At 47.4% G+C, this 19,775-nt stretch carries 13 protein-coding genes and 1 riboswitch; of the genes, 2 read left to right on the forward strand and 11 right to left on the reverse strand.

Going from position 1 to position 19,775, the window contains the following annotated elements; translation table 11 throughout:
• Positions 1-16 precede the first annotated feature (16 nt).
• The 3 genes from ESB13_RS17135 to ESB13_RS17140 all read right to left on the reverse strand — a co-directional run bounded on the left by ESB13_RS17135 (position 17) and on the right by ESB13_RS17140 (position 4,144).
• On the reverse strand, positions 17-1,501 hold the full coding sequence (locus tag ESB13_RS17135; RefSeq protein ID WP_129004845.1) for a xylulokinase: 1,485 nt from the start codon (positions 1,499-1,501) through the stop codon (positions 17-19).
• 182 nt (positions 1,502-1,683) lie between these two features.
• The gene (locus tag ESB13_RS23820) at positions 1,684-1,836 is read right to left on the reverse strand and encodes a hypothetical protein (protein ID WP_164974252.1); all 153 of its coding nucleotides are present in this window, start codon (positions 1,834-1,836) and stop codon (positions 1,684-1,686) included.
• Positions 1,837-1,963: 127 nt separating this feature from the next.
• Positions 1,964-4,144 carry a glycoside hydrolase family 3 C-terminal domain-containing protein gene (locus tag ESB13_RS17140; RefSeq protein ID WP_220399697.1) on the reverse strand — a complete coding sequence of 727 codons (2,181 nt, stop codon included), beginning with the start codon at positions 4,142-4,144 and terminating at the stop codon, positions 1,964-1,966.
• Between the two features lie 273 nt (positions 4,145-4,417).
• On the opposite strand from ESB13_RS17140, the gene ESB13_RS17145 reads away from it, so the two are divergent.
• Positions 4,418-5,464 carry a LacI family DNA-binding transcriptional regulator gene (locus ESB13_RS17145; RefSeq protein WP_129004846.1) on the forward strand — a complete coding sequence of 349 codons (1,047 nt, stop codon included), beginning with the start codon at positions 4,418-4,420 and terminating at the stop codon, positions 5,462-5,464.
• Between the two features lie 369 nt (positions 5,465-5,833).
• On the opposite strand, the gene ESB13_RS17150 is transcribed toward ESB13_RS17145, so the two are convergent.
• On the reverse strand, positions 5,834-8,701 hold the full coding sequence (locus tag ESB13_RS17150) for a DEAD/DEAH box helicase (RefSeq protein WP_129004847.1): 2,868 nt from the start codon (positions 8,699-8,701) through the stop codon (positions 5,834-5,836).
• 61 nt (positions 8,702-8,762) lie between these two features.
• Entirely contained in the window at positions 8,763-9,131 is a 369-nt protein-coding gene (locus ESB13_RS17155; RefSeq protein WP_129004848.1) for a YccF domain-containing protein, read from the reverse strand.
• A 57-nt stretch (positions 9,132-9,188) separates the two neighbouring features.
• A riboswitch (TPP riboswitch) is annotated at positions 9,189-9,290 on the forward strand.
• Between ESB13_RS17155 and pnuC the strand changes: the two genes are divergently transcribed.
• A complete protein-coding gene (pnuC, locus tag ESB13_RS17160; RefSeq protein WP_129004849.1) occupies positions 9,278-9,904 on the forward strand; it encodes a nicotinamide riboside transporter PnuC in 627 nt (208 codons plus the stop codon). It overlaps the preceding riboswitch by 13 nt.
• On the opposite strand, the gene ESB13_RS17165 is transcribed toward pnuC, so the two are convergent.
• The 6 genes from ESB13_RS17165 to ESB13_RS17190 form a co-directional block, all read right to left on the reverse strand.
• Positions 9,873-10,277 carry a response regulator gene (locus tag ESB13_RS17165; protein WP_129004850.1) on the reverse strand — a complete coding sequence of 135 codons (405 nt, stop codon included), beginning with the start codon at positions 10,275-10,277 and terminating at the stop codon, positions 9,873-9,875. The two genes, pnuC and ESB13_RS17165, sit on opposite strands and share 32 nt — an antisense overlap.
• Complete coding sequence (locus tag ESB13_RS17170) at positions 10,274-11,377, reverse strand: sensor histidine kinase (protein ID WP_164974253.1); 1,104 nt, start codon at positions 11,375-11,377, stop codon at positions 10,274-10,276. Before ESB13_RS17170 ends, ESB13_RS17165 begins: the two co-directional genes overlap by 4 nt.
• 182 nt (positions 11,378-11,559) lie before the next feature.
• A complete protein-coding gene (locus tag ESB13_RS17175) occupies positions 11,560-13,986 on the reverse strand; it encodes a glycoside hydrolase family 2 TIM barrel-domain containing protein (protein ID WP_129004852.1) in 2,427 nt (808 codons plus the stop codon).
• A gap of 103 nt (positions 13,987-14,089) precedes the next feature.
• The gene (locus ESB13_RS17180) at positions 14,090-14,908 is read right to left on the reverse strand and encodes a hypothetical protein (RefSeq protein WP_129004853.1); all 819 of its coding nucleotides are present in this window, start codon (positions 14,906-14,908) and stop codon (positions 14,090-14,092) included.
• Between the two features lie 18 nt (positions 14,909-14,926).
• Positions 14,927-16,555 carry a RagB/SusD family nutrient uptake outer membrane protein gene (locus ESB13_RS17185; protein WP_129004854.1) on the reverse strand — a complete coding sequence of 543 codons (1,629 nt, stop codon included), beginning with the start codon at positions 16,553-16,555 and terminating at the stop codon, positions 14,927-14,929.
• Positions 16,556-16,579: 24 nt separating this feature from the next.
• Positions 16,580-19,699, reverse strand: coding sequence for a SusC/RagA family TonB-linked outer membrane protein (locus ESB13_RS17190; protein ID WP_129004855.1), 3,120 nt, complete (start codon positions 19,697-19,699; stop codon positions 16,580-16,582).
• Positions 19,700-19,775 lie beyond the last annotated feature (76 nt).

Here is a 19,775-nt window from a genome sequence, read left to right on the forward strand (position 1 = left end):
GATTCGGTTTTAATGGTTACAAATTCGTTAGTTGTTGTATCAGCAGTTCTTTCCATTGCTGATACAGTTCGTTATATAAATCGGTTTTGGATGGTGTTACCAATTGTAAAGGCTTCAGTTGTGCAAAAGCCTCCTGCTGGCTGGCAAAGATGCCTGCGCCGATACCTGCGCCTAAAGCGGCGCCAACGCTACCGTCGTTATTGTATAACTCAACGGGCGTATTGGTGACATTGACAAAAGACTGCAGGAAGATATCGCTAAGGAACATATTGGCTTTGCCTGCACGTATAACGGAAGGCCGCATACCGTTTTCCCTCATGATATCAAGTCCGTACCTGAAGGCGAAGGCAATGCCTTCCTGCCCCGCGCGATACAGATGTGTCGCAGTGTGCTTGTTGAAGTCAATACCCTGAATATGGGCGTTGGTTGTAACATTGTTAAGCATACGTTCGGCGCCATTACCAAAAGGCAGCACGAACAATCCATCGCTGCCGGGAGCAATAGCAGCAGCTTCCTGATTTAGCCCGGCATAACTTTTAGCGGAGCCAGTGAGGCTTTTGATCCATTTATTCTGGATGCCGGTGCCATTGATACAAAGCAGCACCCCTACCCTTTTATCCTGCGGCGCATAGTTGACGTGGGCAAAGCTATTCACACGCGACAGCCTGTCGTGCAACAACGTATCGGTAACACCGTAGATAACGCCGGAGGTACCTGCTGTTGCAGCTACTTCGCCCGGGTTGAGCACGTTAAGGGAGAGTGCATTGTTGGGCTGGTCTCCTGCTTTATAGGCAACAGGAATTCCGGCTTTCAAAGACAGCTCAGCGGCAATAGCATCTGAAACGTGACCATGTGAAGAGAACACCGGTTTAATATCGGGGATGACGGCTTTACTAAAGCCAAAGTAGTTAAACACCTCTTCAGAAAGCTGGTCTTTTGCAAAGTCCCAGAACACGCCTTCTGACAGGGCGGAGATGCTGGTTGTAATTTCGCCTGTAAGCTGCATAGCGATAAAATCGCCGGGCAGCATGATCTTATCGATCTTTTCAAATACGGCCGGTTCATTCTCTTTTACCCAGGCCAGTTTGGAAGCGGTGAAGTTTCCCGGAGAGTTGAGGAGGCAAGAGAGACATTGCTTTTCCCCGATAGCAGCAAAGGCTTTGTTACCAATTTCAACAGCCCTGCTATCGCACCAGATGATGCTATTACGTAACACCTGTTGTTCTTTATCAACCACAACAAGTCCGTGCATCTGGTAAGCGATACCAATAGCGGCTATATCCTGCGGGTTATATTTCTGAGAGGCATGTACTTTAGCGATGGCCTGTTTGGTATACTGCCACCAGCTGGCTGGTGATTGTTCTGCCCAACCGCTTTGGGGCGCCAGTATATCTGCTTCTGATTCGGGGTATTGTGCGCTGGCGACACATTGCTGAGATGCGGCATCAACAACGGAAACTTTAATGGATGATGTGCCTACATCTATACCAAGTAATAACATATGACTATCCTCGTTTTTAGATCCTGTTAAAAAAAATCCGTCCGAAATTATTGAACAATTATTGTAAACAATGCCAATTGTTTTTGTTACATATTGGGTTGCACAAATGTTGCATTGTTGTTAATCGTTTATGAAACATGCAATTGGTGTTGCATTAATTTTCAACGGATGCATTTCAAAACTTAATACGCAGCAAACTCTATTATACCTCCGTTATACATCATGATACCTATGATGATCTTCGTCACTGTTCCATCTTTTAAAAGGCCTTCAACAGCCGTCCCAAAGAAGTTTACCTGTACGTTTACTTCATCCTGGTGTGAATCATGCTTCATGGTAATATGTTTAACGTATTGAGCCATGATTCCAGGCATGTATCATGGTGGGTTGTTTCCCATGTACGACTGAGCACGTATTTTCATTCCGCTGGTTGTTTATCGTTAATGGTTTTACATGCAATGACTAAGGGTGAATGGTTAGCTCCGCTTCTACTGTTGCAGGGCTGCCCAGTTCTTTGCTTCTGGCACCGGGCTGGGAGCCGCCTATGATAATTCTTGCTTTCCCGGGAGGCGCCACCGCCTCGCCTGCATCGTTTATGATGTAGTACATTTCGGAAGGCATGCTAAAAGATACTTTCTGAGAAGCTCCTGGTTCCAGAGTTATTCTTTTACAATCTTTCAACGAAAGCAGCGGAGCATTATCCGGTTTGCTTTCATGCGACACATAGAGCTGAACAATTTCATCGGACTTTTTAGTTCCCGTGTTGGTAACGGTAGCCGAGGCCGAAAGGAACGCTTTTTTGCCGTGGTAGGTCCATGACAGCTTTATGTCTTTGTATGAGAATGTAGTATAACTAAGTCCGAAGCCAAACGGATACATGGGCTCTGCTTTCATGAAGCGATAAGTTCTGCCCTGCATATCGTAATTTTCATAAGGCGGCAACTGGTCGAGCGATTTAGGGAAGGTAACGGGCAGTTTGCCTGAAGGGGATGTTTTCCCGAAAATAATATCGGCAACTGCATTACCACCTTCTTCACCAGGATACCATACCATGAGAACTGCATCGGCAATTGCGTGCACTTCGGCGAGGTTCATGGGGCTTCCACCTGTAATCACTGCTATTACGGGGTGCTGGTTATCTTTTTTCAGTTTCTTCAGGTAATCGATCTGGGTTGCAGGGATGTTATAATCGAGCCTGTCGCCGAATGTGGGAGATGCGATAGATTCGCCTTCTTCACCTTCGAGCAATCCTGAGATACCCATTACCATGATGGTTGCATCGGAGGCATGTGCTTCGTTGCTGGCCCAATCGGCCGTATTGGTGTTAGGCTGAACGAGCATACATCCGGGGCGGTATTGCAACTGGCTGCCGGGGGCCACCTGTGCTGCCAATCCTTCGAGAACAGTGACCATACTGGAACTGATACCGTAGTAGTTACCAAGCAGCACATCGATATTGGCGGCACCGGGGCCTGTTACAAAATATTTGGACAGGTTATTTTTCAGGGGCAGTGCTCCATTGTTTTTAAGCAGCACAATAGATTTTACTGCAGCTTCCCGTGCCAAGGCCCGGTGTGCGGCACTATTGATGATGTTTGTACCGAGTTTATTAAAATGATTGTCTGCAGCGTCGTCAAACATCCCCAGGCGGAACCTGGTTTTGAGGGCTACGATGAGGGCGGAGTCTATTTCCTGTTCTGTGATAAGTTTTTGCTTTACTGCTTCTATGAGAGCGGGGAACTCATCGCCGCAATTGATATTTACGCCACGTTTTACGGCAAGGGCTGAGGCTTCTGCGCTGTTCTTTACCACTTTGTGCCCGGAGTAAAAGTCGGCGATAGCCCAGCAGTCGCTCACCACATGTCCTTTAAAGTTCCATTCTTTTCTAAGAACATCCTGGAGCAGGAAGGTATTACCGCAGCAAGGTTCTCCATTGGTAGCGTTGTAGGCGCACATCACGGCTTCGACACCTGCATCGACGAGGGCTTTAAAGGCGGGGAGGTAAGTTTCGCGAAGATCTTTTGGAGAAGCCACGGCATTGAATTCATGGCGCAGGCGTTCGGGTCCGCTATGAACGGCATAATGTTTTGCACATGCCGCCACTTTAAGGTAGCGGGGATCGTTTCCCTGCAGGCCTTTAACGAATGCTACACCCATTTTGCTTGTGAGAATGGGGTCTTCGCCATAGGTTTCCTGTCCTCTTCCCCAACGGGGGTCGCGAAAGATATTAATGTTAGGCGTCCAGAAGGTAAGGCCTCCATACTTCATATAATGGTTCTGCGCCACAGCAGCGTTGTACATAGCGCGCGCTTCATCGGAGATGACGTCGGCTACCCGAAAAGCGAGAGCGCTGTCGAAAGACGCTGCCAGTCCGATCGCCTGGGGGAAAACAGTTGCGACGCCGGAGCGTGCAACACCGTGCAAGCCCTCATTCCACCAATTATAGGCGGTGATCTGCAGCCTGGGGATGGCCGGGCTGTTATACATCATCTGGCCCACCTTTTCTTCGAGCGTCATTCTTGCGACGAGATCTTCCACTCTTTGTTCCATTGGCAGGGAGGCGTTGCGGAAGGGCAGCTTTTGCTGTGCCTGGGCGAAGAGACCTAAGGAAGCAAAAGCCAGCGACATCAATCCTTTCATCATATGACAGGGATTTAGTAATTGATAAGATTGTTCGAGTGCGCCGGCTTGGGCCATAGCAATATTGGGAAGAACAAGTATAACATAGCAATCGCTTTTAGGACCGGTATCTATTTTACCGATGCAGAAGCAATATCGTAATTAATTCCGAAATTGTAACCGATTACATAATTATTTTATAAAAATTCTGATAACCCGGGTAATTTTAGATACGCAACCGATTGTTTTTTAGTAATCTTTGCACTGAAAGGATCGGGAGAAAAAATCTGACAAGCTATGCATCCACCGAAAGAAGTTACGATTTATGATCTGGCCAAGACATTAAATATTTCTGCGGCTACTGTAAGCAGGGGATTAAAGGATCATCCTGCGATAAGCAAAACTACGCGGAAACGGATACAGGAGGCGGCCAAAGCTATGGGTTACCGCTCAAACAATTTCGCCAGCAACTTAAGGACGCAGAAAACAAACACGATAGGTGTTATTATACACGAGCTGAACAGCCATTTTATTACATCCGTTCTGGCGGGTATAGAGAAAGTGACTACAGCTGCGGGTTATGACATCATTATAGGGCATTCGTCGGAAACTTATAAAAAAGAGGTTGCCAATGCACTGAACCTGTTTCATAAGCGTGTGGACGGCTTGATAGCGTCACTGGCTTATGATACGGAAAGCCTGGAACATTATACACCTTTTACCCAAAAGCATATTCCGGTATTGTTTTTCGACAGGGTAGAGCCTAATAGCCCGGGAACCAAGGTTGTCATCGATAACTTCAAAGCCGGTTACGATGCCGCGCAGCACCTGATAGAGCAAGGCTGCAAGCGGATAGTACATATAACCGGTAACCTGAAACGTAATGTGTACCAGGACCGTTTGATTGGCTACCGGCAGGCGCTGGTGGATCATAAGCTACCTGCGGATGCGGAGCTGGTAATAGAGAATGACCTGAGTGAAGCAGCCAGTATGGAAGCCGCCGACCAGATATTAGCCATGAAACAGCGGCCCGACGGGGTGTTTGTAAGTAATGATTTCTGCGCTGTTGTTTGTATGCAGGCATTGAAGGAGAGAGGCATCCGTATTCCTGAGGATATTGCATTTGTAGGTTTCAATAATGACGTTATTGCGCGACTAGCAGAGCCGCAGCTCACTACAGTCAACTATAACGGAACAGAGATGGGGGAAATAGTAGCTACCCATCTTATCAATCATTTAAAAGGCAAGACCAATATTGCACATACAAGCACTGTAGTCATTAAATCGGACCTGATCATACGAGCGTCTTCTTTGCGGAAAGAGAAGAAGAAAGGGAGGAAATAAGCCATTTCAGCGACAAATTTCAACCGATTGCAGCCCATTTTTTTCATTTTTCCGGAAAAAAGTACAGAAGTCGCTGCAATCAATGCAACAGTGCAGTTAGTAAAACCGAACAGCGGATACTGATGGCGGCTCTATTTCAATGGTCGCAGGGCTTTGGCTGACTTACACCGCCAGAGCGCAGGCGTGTTTTGTTGCATACTGCCGCTCTCAAGCCATAGCTTTACAGCTCCGCCTCTTCAAAGCAAGCAGGACGGCGCTCATCCACTCCGAGGCCTTATCTTTCCTATTGCCAGGCACTATTAACTCAATCCCGAAGGGCGGTAATAAAGCTTTTTATTCATTCGGTAAAAGGCTTACCACTTCAGGCGGTTAACTAAACAGGAAGGCCACATCATCCCTCGTCAGCTTTTTGACAAAGCCGGCGTCTTCTCCTACCAGTTCATCGGCCAGGGCCTGCTTTTTGGCCTGGAGCTGAAGGATCTTTTCTTCTACGCTATCCTTACAGATCATTTTATAGGCAAAGATCTTCTTTGTTTGCCCAATACGATGCGCCCTGTCGATGGCCTGCTGTTCGGCGGCAGGGTTCCACCAGGGATCTACCAGATATACGTAATCGGCTGCGGTAAGATTAAGTCCTACCCCTCCTGCTTTCAGGGAGATAAGGAATACTTTGACATCGCTGTCTTGGGCCTGGAAGCGTGCTACTTCCTGTTTACGTTGTTCCAGCGAGGTACTGCCATCGAGGTAACAGTAGCCAATACCTGCCAGTTCCAGTTCCTTGCGGACGAGGTGCAGCATTTCGGTAAACTGGGAAAAGACGAGCAGTTTATGATCACCTGTATTCTCTTCTATTTCGCGGAGCAGTTCATCTGTTTTTACGGAGGCGATGATGTGTTTGGTATTGTCTTTTAATAAAAGCGGGTGGTCGCAGATCTGGCGCAGTTTAAGGAGTCCTTCCATGACGTAGAAGCCTGCTTTTGATATACCTTCTTCATCGATCCTTTTCAACAGTGCATCGCGGTAATAGTTCTTATGTTCATCGTACATGGCGCGCTGGTCGGCGTTCATTGTACACCAGAGGATCATTTCCGTTTTATCGGGCAGATCGGTAGCCACCTGCTCTTTTGTACGGCGCAGGATGAACGGATAGATCAGTTTCCGTAAGCGGGCAGCTTTATCCTTGTCTCCGTTTTTATCGATGGGGTGTGCGAATTCCCTTTTGAAGAACTCTTTACCTCCAAGCAGGCCGGGGTTCACAAAGTGAAACTGGGCGAACAGGTCGAATGTATTATTCTGAACAGGGGTACCACTAAGGATAAGCCTGTTTTTAGCCTGCAGTTCATAGACAGCTTTGGTTACCTGGGCGTCGGGATTTTTAATAGTCTGGCTTTCGTCGAGGATAACATAGTTCCAGGCGAAAGCTCTCAGGTGTTCGAGATCGTTTCTAACGACGCCGTAGCTGGTAAGGACTACGTCGGCTGCCTGAAATTGTTCATCGGTGAAATCGCGTTGCTGGCCATAATGCAGCAGGTAAGTAAGCGAGGGGCAGAACTTCTGGATCTCCGCCTCCCAGTTGAAGATGAGGGAAGTGGGGCAAACCACCAGTTGCGTACTGCCGGAATATTTTTCTTTCAGGTGCTGGATGAAAGTAATAGTTTGAAGCGTTTTACCGAGGCCCATGTCATCTGCCAGGCAGCCACCCCACCCCAGTTCGTCGAGGCATTGCATCCAGCGAAATCCTTCCATCTGGTAGGGACGCAGGCTGGCGTTCATTTCGGCGGAGGGTTGTTTGGTAATGACTTCGTTATAATGCAGCAGGCGATGTTTCTTATCGGCTATTTCCTGTTGCAGTTTCTTATCAGTTATTTCGGCCTGGAGGTCGTCGAGTACAGAGTAGTGCAGTTTACTTACCTGTAACCTGCCTTTGTTTTCATTTCCTACTTTAAAGAGCATTCCGTACTGGGTAAACCATTCCTGCGGGATCATACCGAGGGTACCGTCTTTGAGCACAATAGCGTCCTGGTTGTGCAGGATGGCTTTACGGATGTCTTTGAGCGGCACTTCCTGGTCGCCCCAGAAGACTTTTACTTTAAGATCGAACCAATCGATATTGGCGCGGGCTTCAATTTCAACACGGGGTTTACCCGTATTATATTTAAAGCGCTGGAGTTGTTGCAGGCCATAAACGGCGAAGCCGGCATCCTGCAGTTGCTGGTTCATTTTGAGGAACCATTTATCTTTCATGACCTCATCGAAGGGCATGTAGTAGTATCGGTTGTTGCGCTGGTTTTTGAATTTAGGATGGAGGCTGCGTAGTTGTTCGTAGGCTTCCTTTTCAAGCGGTTTATTGCGCCTGATAACGGTGAGCAGGTTATTGGCATCGTGGAAATACTCCTTATCCTCATCGTAGTCGACCAGTACATCGTCGTACATAAACTGCGGCTGGACCATGAGGTACTGGCTGCTGAATTCGCTAAGCATGACCCTGGTTTGCGGTTCGGGGCTGGTAACTTCGAATTGGAGACCTTCGGAGCATTGCAGCGGATATTGCTGTTGCAGGGGAACCAGGAAGCTATTCACCACATCGTTCTTATCGCGTGCGGGAAAGCGCAGTTCCCCTTTTTTGAACATATCGAGAACGGAGACGTCATCGGGTTTAGCAGGGAGATGCAGCACATCGTCCATGAAGAAGAAAAGCGATTTGAACAGGTGTACCCTTGCCGGGGTTTGTTCTGCCATGGTGTGGGCATTCATCGTGATGGTGATGAAGTTGTCGTCTTTAATGGCGTTAAACTGCAGATGAACGGGGAGAGAGCTGATACGCAGCGGCCGCACGTTGTTGTCGGAGAAGTTGCCCTCGCGCAGTACATAGAGGGGATACTGTGCGTTGGTGATAAAAGGCCAGATCTGGTGAAGAAGAGACAGGTAGTGCGCGCGCAGGCGTGGGATGTCTTTTTCGTTCAGCATGAGCCAGGGCTGTGCGTGGTTTTTCAGGTAGCTGCTACCGGTACCGATCATGTATTCGAAGAGGCGGCCATCGGAAAAGCCTACCAGCAGGTCGAAGAGATTATCGGCCAGGGGTTTGAGCCAGGGCCAATGTTCCTGATCATCGATAAGCAGCTTGCTAAAGCGTTTCCTGTTTTTTTCCTGTTGAATCAGGATTGGTTCCAATGTAAACCCTATATGCTTGTTGGTAGTAAGGTTAAAAAGGAAACCAATTTCTTCAGTTCTATCCATTAAAGTCACCGTTAAACGGCGGCAAATTAAATTCTTACGGTGTAAGACTGAAAATTTTATTTCACACAATATCTTTTCCGAAAGGCATCATGGAGACTTCGAGGAGTTTAAAGTGTTGTTTTCCAAAAGGGATACCTATGATGGTAATATAGAGGAGCAGTCCAAAGAAAAGGTGTGTAAGAGCTGTATACCAACCTCCGCAAAGCAGCCAGATGATATTACATACGGAAGTGAGGCAGCCGTTTTGGGTTTCGCGGTTTACAACCCTTGTACCGAAGGGCATTAATACAGCGGCGGCCAGTTTAAAGCATTGCAGGCCGAAAGGGATGCCTATGATGGTAAAGCAAAGGAGGATCCCGCCTATGAGATAGCCGAGTGCGGCGAAGAATCCGCCGAAGATGAGCCAGATAAGATTGCCTATTAAATTCATACAAATGGTGTTAACAGGTAAAAGATACAGAGAATACGCTTTACTTTGCAGTTTATCATTATTAACCCGGGGTGCTTTAGCTGAAAGGCTATGGCTGAGAAAAACCCGTTGAACCTGAACAGGGTAATTCCTGCGGAGGAAGTGCTATGGATATTCAATACTGGTTATCGCTCTTTGCGGAGCAGGCGCAGCAAACGAGTGCTGTGGAATGGGTTGCTGTAATTTTTGGAGTAACGGAGGTATTACTTGCCCGGAGGAATCACATCCTGTTGTATCCTGCAGGGATTATAAGCACGGTGCTGATCGCTTATATCATGTTCGACTCAAAGTTGTATGCAGAGGCATTGCTCAACGCCTATTATTTAATCATGAGTGTTTATGGCTGGATACACTGGGCGAGGCGCCGCAATGAACCGGCACTACCTATTACGCATACCCAAGGAAAGGAGTGGGCGGTGGTTGTGTTGATTGCCGGCTTAGGATGGGCGGTGTTGTATGGCACATTAAGCCATTATACCGATGCGCATTATCCAACCTGGGATGCATGGGTAAGTTCTACTGCCTGGGCAGGCATGTGGTTACTGGCCAGACGTAAGGTGGAGAACTGGCTGCTACTGAACCTGTCGAATTTATTTGCGGTGCCTTTGTTGTTTTACAAGGCATTGCCCATGATGGCCTGTCTTACTATTTTCCTGTTTATAATTGCTGTATTGGGTTATTTTGACTGGCGAAAGAAGGCTGTTAAAACTGTACGCAATCGAGAATTTTCCTAAGGCTATCCATCAACAGTGGTTTAACGATATAATCCTGGACTTCCGAGTATTGTTTAGCGCGATCGATATCGACCTGGCTGATGGAAGAGCTGATCATGTAGATCGTTACTTTACGGGGAAGGGAAGGCATCAGTTTGATGAATTCGTCGAGGAATTCCCAGCCGTCCATTACGGGCATATTAATATCGACCATAATGATTTCAGGCAGGCCATGGGGGTCTTTCATTTTCTCGTGTAAGAATTGTAATGCCTCTTCGCCGTTTTTGAAAGTGATCACTTGCCGACAGAAGTCGTTACCCATAATCATTTTTTTTACGGCGAACACATATACCTGGTCATCATCAATAATACACGCTACTTCAGCTTTACTCATGTAATATATATTTTAAACGTAGCACCATTATTCACTTCGCTGGACACTTCAATTTTTCCTCCCATAGACTCCACCTGGTTTTTGACGATAAAGAGGCCGATGCCTTTTGCGTCTCTGTTTCCATGAAAGGTATTGTACATGCCAAAGAGTTTTTTACCGTAACGTTCGAGGTTAAGGCCTTTTCCGTTATCGGAAACACACAGGATCTTTTTACCGTCTATCTCTTCGAAGCTGATATTGACTATGAGCTGGCGATCGGGGTGACGGTACTTAATAGTATTAGACACAAGGTTAAGCAAAATGCTTTCGAGGTAAGCGGGGTTATAATCTATTTCAACGTTGTCCGGAACATTCACGTTGATGGTCACCTGGTGCAATGTGATTTCAGCAGCCAGGATGCCGGCGGTATTATTGATATATTCCAGCAGGTTTAATTTAATTTTCTGCTGCCCTATAGAAGACTGGATAGAAACAACCTCGTTCAGGTGAACAATTGTTTCGCTCAGCAGCGAAGATACTTTTTTAAGATGTTGCATGAGCTCATTCTTTTCATCTTCGCTTTCGGCCTGATCTATCATATAGAGCAGCATCTCGAAATTGCCGGAGTGTGCTCTGAGATTATGGGAAACGATATGGGCGAAATTAACGAGCCTGTTATTTTGCTCACGTGCCAGTTCATTGGTATACCGCAGTTGCAGTTCTGTTTCTTTGCGACTGGTAATGTCTTCGATATGTGACACGAAGTGAACGGGGCGGCCAAGCCTATCTCTTACAAGGGATACGCTCAAGAGCACCCAAATGATATTTCCATTTTTATGAAAGTATCTTTTTTCGATCTGGTAGTCGTTGATCTCTCCACGCAGGAGCTGGTGCGCGCAGTCCAGATCTTTAGCAAGATCATCGGGATGTGTTAATTCCTGGAAAGTTTTCTGGTGTAGTTCTACTTCTGTGTAGCCTGTCATTTCGCATAAGTTTCTGTTTACCTTCATCAGCTGGCCTTCGGTTGAAACCAGGGCCATGCCTATAGCCGAGTGTTCAAAGGCGCGTAGGAAACGCTCCTCGCTCGTTTTTAATTCGTCTATATAAATACTACTTTTCATCACTACGCCCATTTAATGATGTTAAGGTATTCAATATTGGAACCAAGGGTACTTATAAACACATTAAAAGGCCGACCTGGTTTTTTAAAAAACACTTAAGCGGCCTATAATACTGATGACAGGAGATAAAGAAGGGAGGAAAACTGCGTTTTTAAGCGGTATAACCGATTATTTCTGCTGTTTTACCGAGCGGTAATTTTAACAAAACCAGAAGACAAATCGGCGGCTTCTGCTGTAAGCGTTACAACACCGGCTCTATCATTTGATTGTATCACGGCAAGACAAAGCCCGTTTAGTGTATTACAATAAGGCGCTTTAAAAGAAGAATGACTTACCGGGCTGCCGTTGTCGACAGCTATAAGTTTGCCTTCGCCGGCGACCTTAAAGTTCACGTGTATATCGGCATCCGGAACAATATTGCCTTTATCATCAATTACCTGTACAGTAATAAAGGACAGATCCCTGCTATTTGCCCCGATGCTGGTTCTATCGGCAATGAGGCGAAGCGCATGAGGGGCTCCCGCGGTTCTTCTTTCCTGTTGCAGCACTGTTCTGCCATCTTTGCGGGCAACCGCTTTAAGCGTTCCGGGAGCGAAGGGCACGCGCCATTTTACATGCAGGCTGGTATCTTTTTTCCGGATTCCCAAAGAGGTGTTGTTGAGAAAGAGTTCCACTTCATCGGCATTATTATAATAGGCCACTACGTCGATGGTGTCGTTGTTATTCCAGTTCCAATGTGGCAAGAGGTGCAATACCGGTTTGTTGGTCCACATACTTTGGTAGAGGTAGTAAACATCTTTCGGGAAGCCTGCCAGGTCGAGGATACCAAAATAGGAGCTACGGGCGGGCCAGGTATAAGGGGTTGGTTCGCCGAGATAATCGAAGCCTGTCCATACATACATACCAGAGACATGCTGCATACGGAGGAACAGCTTCAATGTTTCTTCGTGGGTGCTTCCCCAGGGAGCGCTTACATTATCGTAGGCTGAGACGGTAAAGCCGGGATTGCCTTTGGTGAAGGGTTTGTCCCATGCTTCGGGCCAACGGCGAATGCTATCGGAGGGAATTTTATCGTAGTGCCCTCTTGTTGCCAGTGCACTTACACTTTCGGTGACAATCATTTTTTTACCGGGCCAGGCGTGGAAGAAGCTATCCCATTTCCAATGATTATAATTATAGCCTATGAGATCTGATGCATTTGACAGGATCAGGTTGTTGAAGGGTTGTATTTCATTGTTAGCTGTTACTATTTCCCTTGTAGTATCCAGGGATCTTACAATACCTGCCAGTGTTCTGGCGATGGTGCGCCCGGAAGTATCGGCACCTGTACCCCATTGTTCTCCGATTTCGTTACCGATGCTCCATATGAATACGGAGGGATGGTTTCTATCGCGTTTTACGAGGTCCTGTAAGTCTTTGCGGTGCCATTCTTTAAAATCGAGATGATAATCGAAAGGATTTTTTTGTTTTTCCCACATATCGAAAGCTTCGTCCATCACAATGAAGCCCATTTTATCGCAGAGGTCGAGCAGTTCCGGGGCAGGTGGATTGTGCGATGTTCTGATACCGTTACAGCCCATTGCCTTCAAAAGTTCGAGTTGGCGTTCCATGGCGCGGGTGTTTATTGCAGCGCCAAGGCAGCCGAGGTCGTGGTGATTACATACACCTTTAATTTTTAGTGGCCTGTTGTTGAGAAAGAAGCCTTTGGCGGCGTCGAAATAAAACGAGCGGATTCCGAATGGGGTGATATACACTTCTTCGCTTCTATTGTATTGCAGCTTTGTTAGCAGCTTATACATATACGGCGTTTCGTCACTCCAAAGCAGCGGGTGTTTCACCAAGAGGCTGTGCGAGACGATGAGGGAATCTGTTGTAACATAGAGCGTATCCTTCAGCTGTGTCAATTCTTTTCCATCGGGGTTGAGCACCTGGGTTATTAAGGTTACGTGTTGTGGTTTGCCGGATGTGTTACGGAGGGTGGTAGTGATATGAACACTGGCTTGTGTTCTAGAAACCTGTGGTGTAGTGACGAATGTACCCCACTGATCAACAGCAATTTTGCCGGTAGTGGTAAGCCAGACATTTCTATAGACTCCTGAGCCGGAATACCAGCGGCTGTTGGGTTGTTTTGCGTTATCGGCTTTTACTACCAGCAGGTTTTTCTGCGGGGCAGGTTTCAGGAAACGTGAGATAGCATAACGGAATGAGATATAGCCATTGGGGCGTATACCAAGTGAATGGCCGTTGATCCAGACTTCGCTATTTTGATAGATGCCATCGAACTCTATGTACAATTCTTTTCCAACGGCATTTGCGGGTGTTATAAATTCTTTCCGGTACCAGCCTGTGCCTCCGGGAAGCGCGCCTCCGCCCGGAGTAGCGGGATGTTTATCGCTGAAAGAGCCTTCTATGCTCCAGTCGTGCGGCAGCTGTACGTTTAACCAGGTTGCGGTGTTGTCCGGCATTTGTGTAAGCTTACCGGTACTGTCGAGGAAAAACTGCCAGCCTGTAGTCAGCAGCACACGCGCCTTATGTTGGGCGTGTGCTACAGACGTAAGGGCCGCTTGAGCAGATACAAGGAAAAAACAACACAACAAGCGTTTTCTCATGACTACAAATTAAGCTACTGTCTGACGTTCATTTAACCAGTCTTTCGTAACGGGCCGCACACCTATCACAATATGCAGCCCGCTTTTTATTCAAATTACACTATCATTTCAGCTTGAAGTTGAAACCAATATAACAGGGACTATCTCCAGGATTTGGTTTGTCTCTGATCACTGCAAGGATCATAGAGGTTTCTGTTAATTTGAGAATCTTCAGCTCGCTCCAGTTACTTGAGTTTTTATAGTAGTCGCCTCCGAATAATACTTCGCAGCCAATGAGATACACCATTTTTTTAACCGGATCGATTGAAAACTTGCCGGTGCATTTAGTAACCTGCCCGGTTTCGTTTTTCAGGCTGCGGGAATAGTTTTTAGAACCATTAAGATCGAAGGTCATTTCACCGTAATCGCGATTGGGCATTACCCATTCGTTTCCTGCATAAGAGGGGTGCCAATCCCAGTTATCGCCACTGGGTTTACCATAATCGAAGCCAAACCAGCCGATGGGGGCTGTCATATCGAGCACCCAGGTTTTCCCTTGCGGGGTACTTCCCGCTATTAGTCCCCATTCGGGGTCTGCGATAAGCGAGAGGTCTGTTTTTGATACAGTTATTTTAGTGGAATCCATTACGAGGCCGCCCGGGGAGTTAGCTCCGTATTTAATATAATAGTCGCCTGAGAAGGGCAGGCTTACTGTATCATTTACCCTGGTAGAGACGCCTTCGGCATAATCCCAGTAGGGGATCACGCCTTTGGTATTACTTTGCAGGTAAAGGATATTATCGTGTCCTGATTTCTGTGTAACAGAAAATGAAAGCTGTGATTTATTTATGATAGCAGGCAGGTCGGTTCTCTTTTCTTTGGGAGAACATGCGGCCATAAACAATGTTATGGCGGCAGCTGCCATCAGTTTATTTTTTTTCATAGCAAAAAGTTTAAATGGTTAGTTGGTCCATCCATTGTTTTGTTTCAAAGTGCCATTACTGAGGCCTATCTGAACATCGGGGATGGCAAAAAGACCATTGGTTTCGGTACGGAAGGAAATATTAAAGTCGCCGCCTGTATTGTTATCGATGATCTGTTTTGCTGCGGGCATGCCTTGCCGGAGTATATCCCAGTAGCGGATACCCTCGAGCGCCAATTCGAGGCGGCGTTCTTCCAGGATTGTTTTCAAGCCTGCGGCATCGGCGGTAAGCACTTTTCTATGAGTGATATCCTTTTTGAAAGCGCGGTCGCGCACCCTGTTGAAATAGTTCTGTGCTGTTGACAGGTTGGTTGCGAGATGCAGTTCGGCCCCCATGAGCAGCACATCGGCGAAGCGGATAACCACGTAGTTATCGTAGTTGTCGATCTGGAAATTGCCACTCATATCGGCTACTTTATTGAGCGTAATGGGTGTATATTTTTTCCAGAAATAGCCTGTATACTGAACCTGGTCGGAGGCAGGTATAAAGGCGGTAAGGCCATCTTCCTGGATACCAATAAAGGAGGCTTTCCTGCGAATACTATCTGCCGATTCGTAGGCATTATACAATGCGGGATTAACTGTACCAACGCCCCAGCCCTGTGTATAGAATGCCAGCTCGCTGATACCCCTGAGGCCAACCATTACCTGTACCCTGTTGCCATTCAACTGGTTCCAGTTACCTTTTCCTTTTTCGGAATACTGGATAACGAAGACGCCTTCTTTGTTATTCTGTCCTGCAAAGGTTTTGGCTGTAGCATAGGCTGATGCGCGCCAGAGGGTACCAAAGTCATCGAGGAGGTCGTAACCACTATTGGCGATAACATCGTCGATAGCAGCAGTTACCTGTTGTTTGGTATATACGCCTGCGAGGTCGGTTTTGTTATAGTAGCCGGTGTAATAGAGGAAAACTCTTGCCAGCAATGCTTCAGCCGCCCATTTGGTTATTCTGCCGTATTCTTCATCCGGGATACTGGCAAAAGGTTTGGCACTGGCTGTAAGGTTTTGAATTGCGGCTTTCAGGTCATTGGCAATAAGGGCATAAACGCTGTCGGGGCTAGCCTGTGGGATATAATAGTTTTCGCCTTCGATGGGTACAGTAAGCAGGGGAATATTTCCGTACATACGAACCTGGTCGAAGTAGAAATAGGCGCGCAGGAATTGCGCTTCGCCTGTGTACCTGTTTTTCAATGCCTGATCGGCACCAAAGTTGGCGCCGTCTATTTCCTGGAGGAATTTATTGGCCCTATAGATCCCTGTATAGTTTTTCTTCCAGCTTACTTTATTCATGTCTTCCCATTTCTCAAATTTGTCGGCATGTCTATGGCCATTATCGGCCAGGCCACCGCCGCCGAAGCAGTTATCGGATGCGAGTTCGGAGGACAGCCAGATGTTGCCGAAGCCTTCCCAGTTAAGGACGCTGTAAGCTGCTACCAATGCTTTGAAGGCATCTTCCGGAGATTTATAGAACGTTGCCTCTACCTGTTTGTCTTTGGGCGTTCTGTCGAGGAAGTCTTTATTACAGGCCAACAGACCTGAGAGTATGATTGACAGTACAGCGATAGCGGTGTACCTGTACAAAGAAGTAATACGAAGTTTGCGTTTCATACAATACCGTTTTAAGTATGCAGATTATAATTTAATGCTGAGTCCTACCATCACTGTTCTAGGCTGCGGATAGTAGCCGAGGTCGATACCTGAAGACCAGGTATTGCCTTCATTATCGGTGTTACCGTAGCCTACTTCGGGGTCCAATCCTTTGTAGCTGGTGAAGGTGAACGGATTGAGGACAGTGGCATAAATGCGGCATTGCTGGAAGGGTAATGCTGCGAGCACATGTTTTTTAAGATCGTATCCTATGCTGATTGTTTTAACGCGCATGAACGATCCGTTATGGATATGGAGGGTAGATACACGGCCCCAGTTGTTATTTGCCTCATCGCTGAGTGTCACCCTGGGGAGATAGCTGGAAGTACCTTCGCCGGTCCAGCGGCCTATGAATTCGGAGCTATAGTTATTATACCACCTATCGAACGCTCTTGTACCATCGAGGATATCGTTTCCGCCCACACCTGAAGCGAGGAGGGTAAAATCGAAGCCATTCCAGTTGGCGGAGATATTAAAGCCATAAGTATAATCGGGGTTGGGGTTACCGATCATTGTTTTATCGCCGGCGTCGATAGTGCCGTTACCGTTACGGTCGACGAAGCGAACGTCACCGGGTTTGGCGTTGGGTTGAATGAGTCCTTTTGTACCCATGTAGCTATTTACTTCCGCTACATTCTGGAAGATACCATTGGCCTGGTAGCCCCAGAAGTACCCGATGGGGAAGCCGTTTTCGATCCTGAAGAATTCGTCGGTATTGGAAGCAAGGACACCAGAGGCACCGTGAATAATACCTTCCCTGTTAGGCACTTCTTTCACGGTATTGCTATTGAATGCAATATTGCCTCCGATGCTCCAGGTTACTGCTCCTGTTTTTTTCTGGTAGTTGAGTGCGATTTCAACGCCTTTATTTACGATATGGCCGCCATTGATAATCGGGGGATCATTACCAACGAGGTCGGGTATCGGCGCTGTTACAAGCCAGTCGCGTGTTGTTTTATTGTACCAGTCGAAGTTGATGCTAAGTCCTTTAAAGAGCGTTGCGTCGAAGCCGATATTGGTTTGTTCTGCGGCTTCCCATTTGAGGTTGGGGTTAGGCACCTGGCTGGGTGAAGCACCTATGGTAGGGTTTACGCCGAAGCCTCCGAAGTAATAACTCCTGTATTGAGAGCTGATGGTAGCCATATACCGGAAGTCGCCTATGCGATCGTTACCGTTACGTCCCCATCCACCGCGGATCTTAAGGAAGTTAAGCCAGGCGGGTTTTCCAAAGTTTTCGTTGGTAACCACCCATCCTGCCGAGAAGGAAGGGAAATAGCCATAGCGGTTATTGGGGCCGAATACGCTGGAGCCATCACGCCTGATGATAGCAGACAGCATGTATTTGCCATCGTAGGTATAGTTGACCCTTCCGAAATAAGATTGTAAGGCTCTTTCCACGCGGGAACCGGCGGCAGCGTTATCGATGCCCGGCAATTGTGTACCATTGCTGATAACCGCGTATTCGAAGCCTGGAATGACCAGATCGGTACGGCTGCCGGAAACGTAAGTATAAACATCTTCCTTAGCGGTTGTACCTGCCAGTAATGCGATGTTGTGATTGCCCAGCTGGGTAGTATAGCTGATGGTATTATCCCAGTTCCACCTGATGTTTTTGTAAATGGCACTTGTAACAGAGGTGACGCTGCTTTTATTGGTGGAAGACAAATCGTATTTAGGGGTATAACCTGTATAGTTTTCGTAGGAGAGGTCCATCCCAAAGTCGGTCCTGATCTTCAGTCCTTTCAGGATGGTGACCTCCATATAAGTGTTGCCGAAGATCCTGTCGAAATTTCTCTTATTGTTATTGAGGTAGTCCATGGCAGCAACGGGATTTATTTCCTCTGCAAACGGGGACCTGGCGTAGGAGCCATCGGCATTATATGCAGGGAAAGTGGGGCTGGTGTTTAGAAGGCCCCTTATGGAGTTACCATAAATATTACCTGTACCGATGCCTGCCTGGTTGCTATGGATATAGGCGAGGTTTTCTCCTATTTTGACGATGTCTTTATAAAGTTTATGATCGGAGTTAACCCTGAGGTTAACGCGTTCGTAAAAAGATTTTCCTTTTAAGCCCATGAGACCTTCCTGGCGCTGGTACCCGATGGAGGTAGCATAAACAGACTGGTCGTTACCTCCGTTGAGGCCGAGGTTATAGCTTTGTGTAACGGCGTTTTTGAGGCGTACCTCTTCCTGCCAGTCGGTACCTTTTCCAAAGGAATCGATCTGTGCCTGGGAGTAAACGAAGTAAGCCGGTTTACCGGAGTTGATGGCAGCTTCGTTCATGATGATGGCGTACTCTTTGGCGTTGAGCAGCGACATTTTTTTAGTAGGGTTCTGCCAGCCGTAGTACATGTCGAGGGAGACCGCTTTGCGTCCTGCTTTGCCTTTGCGGGTGGTGATGAGGACGACGCCGTTAGCGGAGCGGGCGCCATAGATGGCTGCGGAGGCGGCATCTTTGAGAATGTCCATAGATTCGATATCAGCCGGGTTGAGGTAGCTGATATCTTCGGCGGGCATACCGTCGATCACGTAAAGCGGGTTGGAGTTTCCATTGGTTGCAACGCCCCTAACCACGATGCGGAGTGCATCGCCCGGCTGACCGGAGTTAGAAGTAACCTGAACGCCGGCAGCCTGTCCCTGAAGGCTTTGGCCTACAGATAAGTTCTTATTCTTTTCGAGGTCACTACCTGCCACGCGGACAGTGGCGCCGGTAACTTCGCGGCGGCGCTGGGTTCCGTAGCCTATCACAACTACTTCTTCGAGCTGACTTTCGCCCTGTTGCAGGCGTACGTCGAAGATGCTGCCGTCGCCTATGGTAATTTCGGCATTTGCATAGTTTACAAATGAGATGACCAGGACATCGCCTTTTTTAGCACTGATGGAGAACTGACCATTTTCATCGGAGGTTGTTCCTGTGGTGGTGCCTTTTATGGTAATGTTAGCCTGGGCTAGCGGCTGTCCGGCAGGGCCTGTTACTGTTCCAGAGACTGATTTTTTCTGCGCCATAGCTGTCAGGCATACCAGGAATGCCGGCAGCAGAAAAAGCAGCAGCTGCAACGGCCTGTAAAGGGGCCGCCTGGTGGCGTTTCTAATTAGGGATCTCATGTGGCAATCAATATTAAGTGGTTGATAAAAAGACTAGTGGTATTTTAGGAGACAAGGTTATTGTTAAAGACATGCT

Source organism: Filimonas effusa, from assembly GCF_004118675.1.
GTDB classification, from domain to species: domain Bacteria; phylum Bacteroidota; class Bacteroidia; order Chitinophagales; family Chitinophagaceae; genus Filimonas; species Filimonas effusa.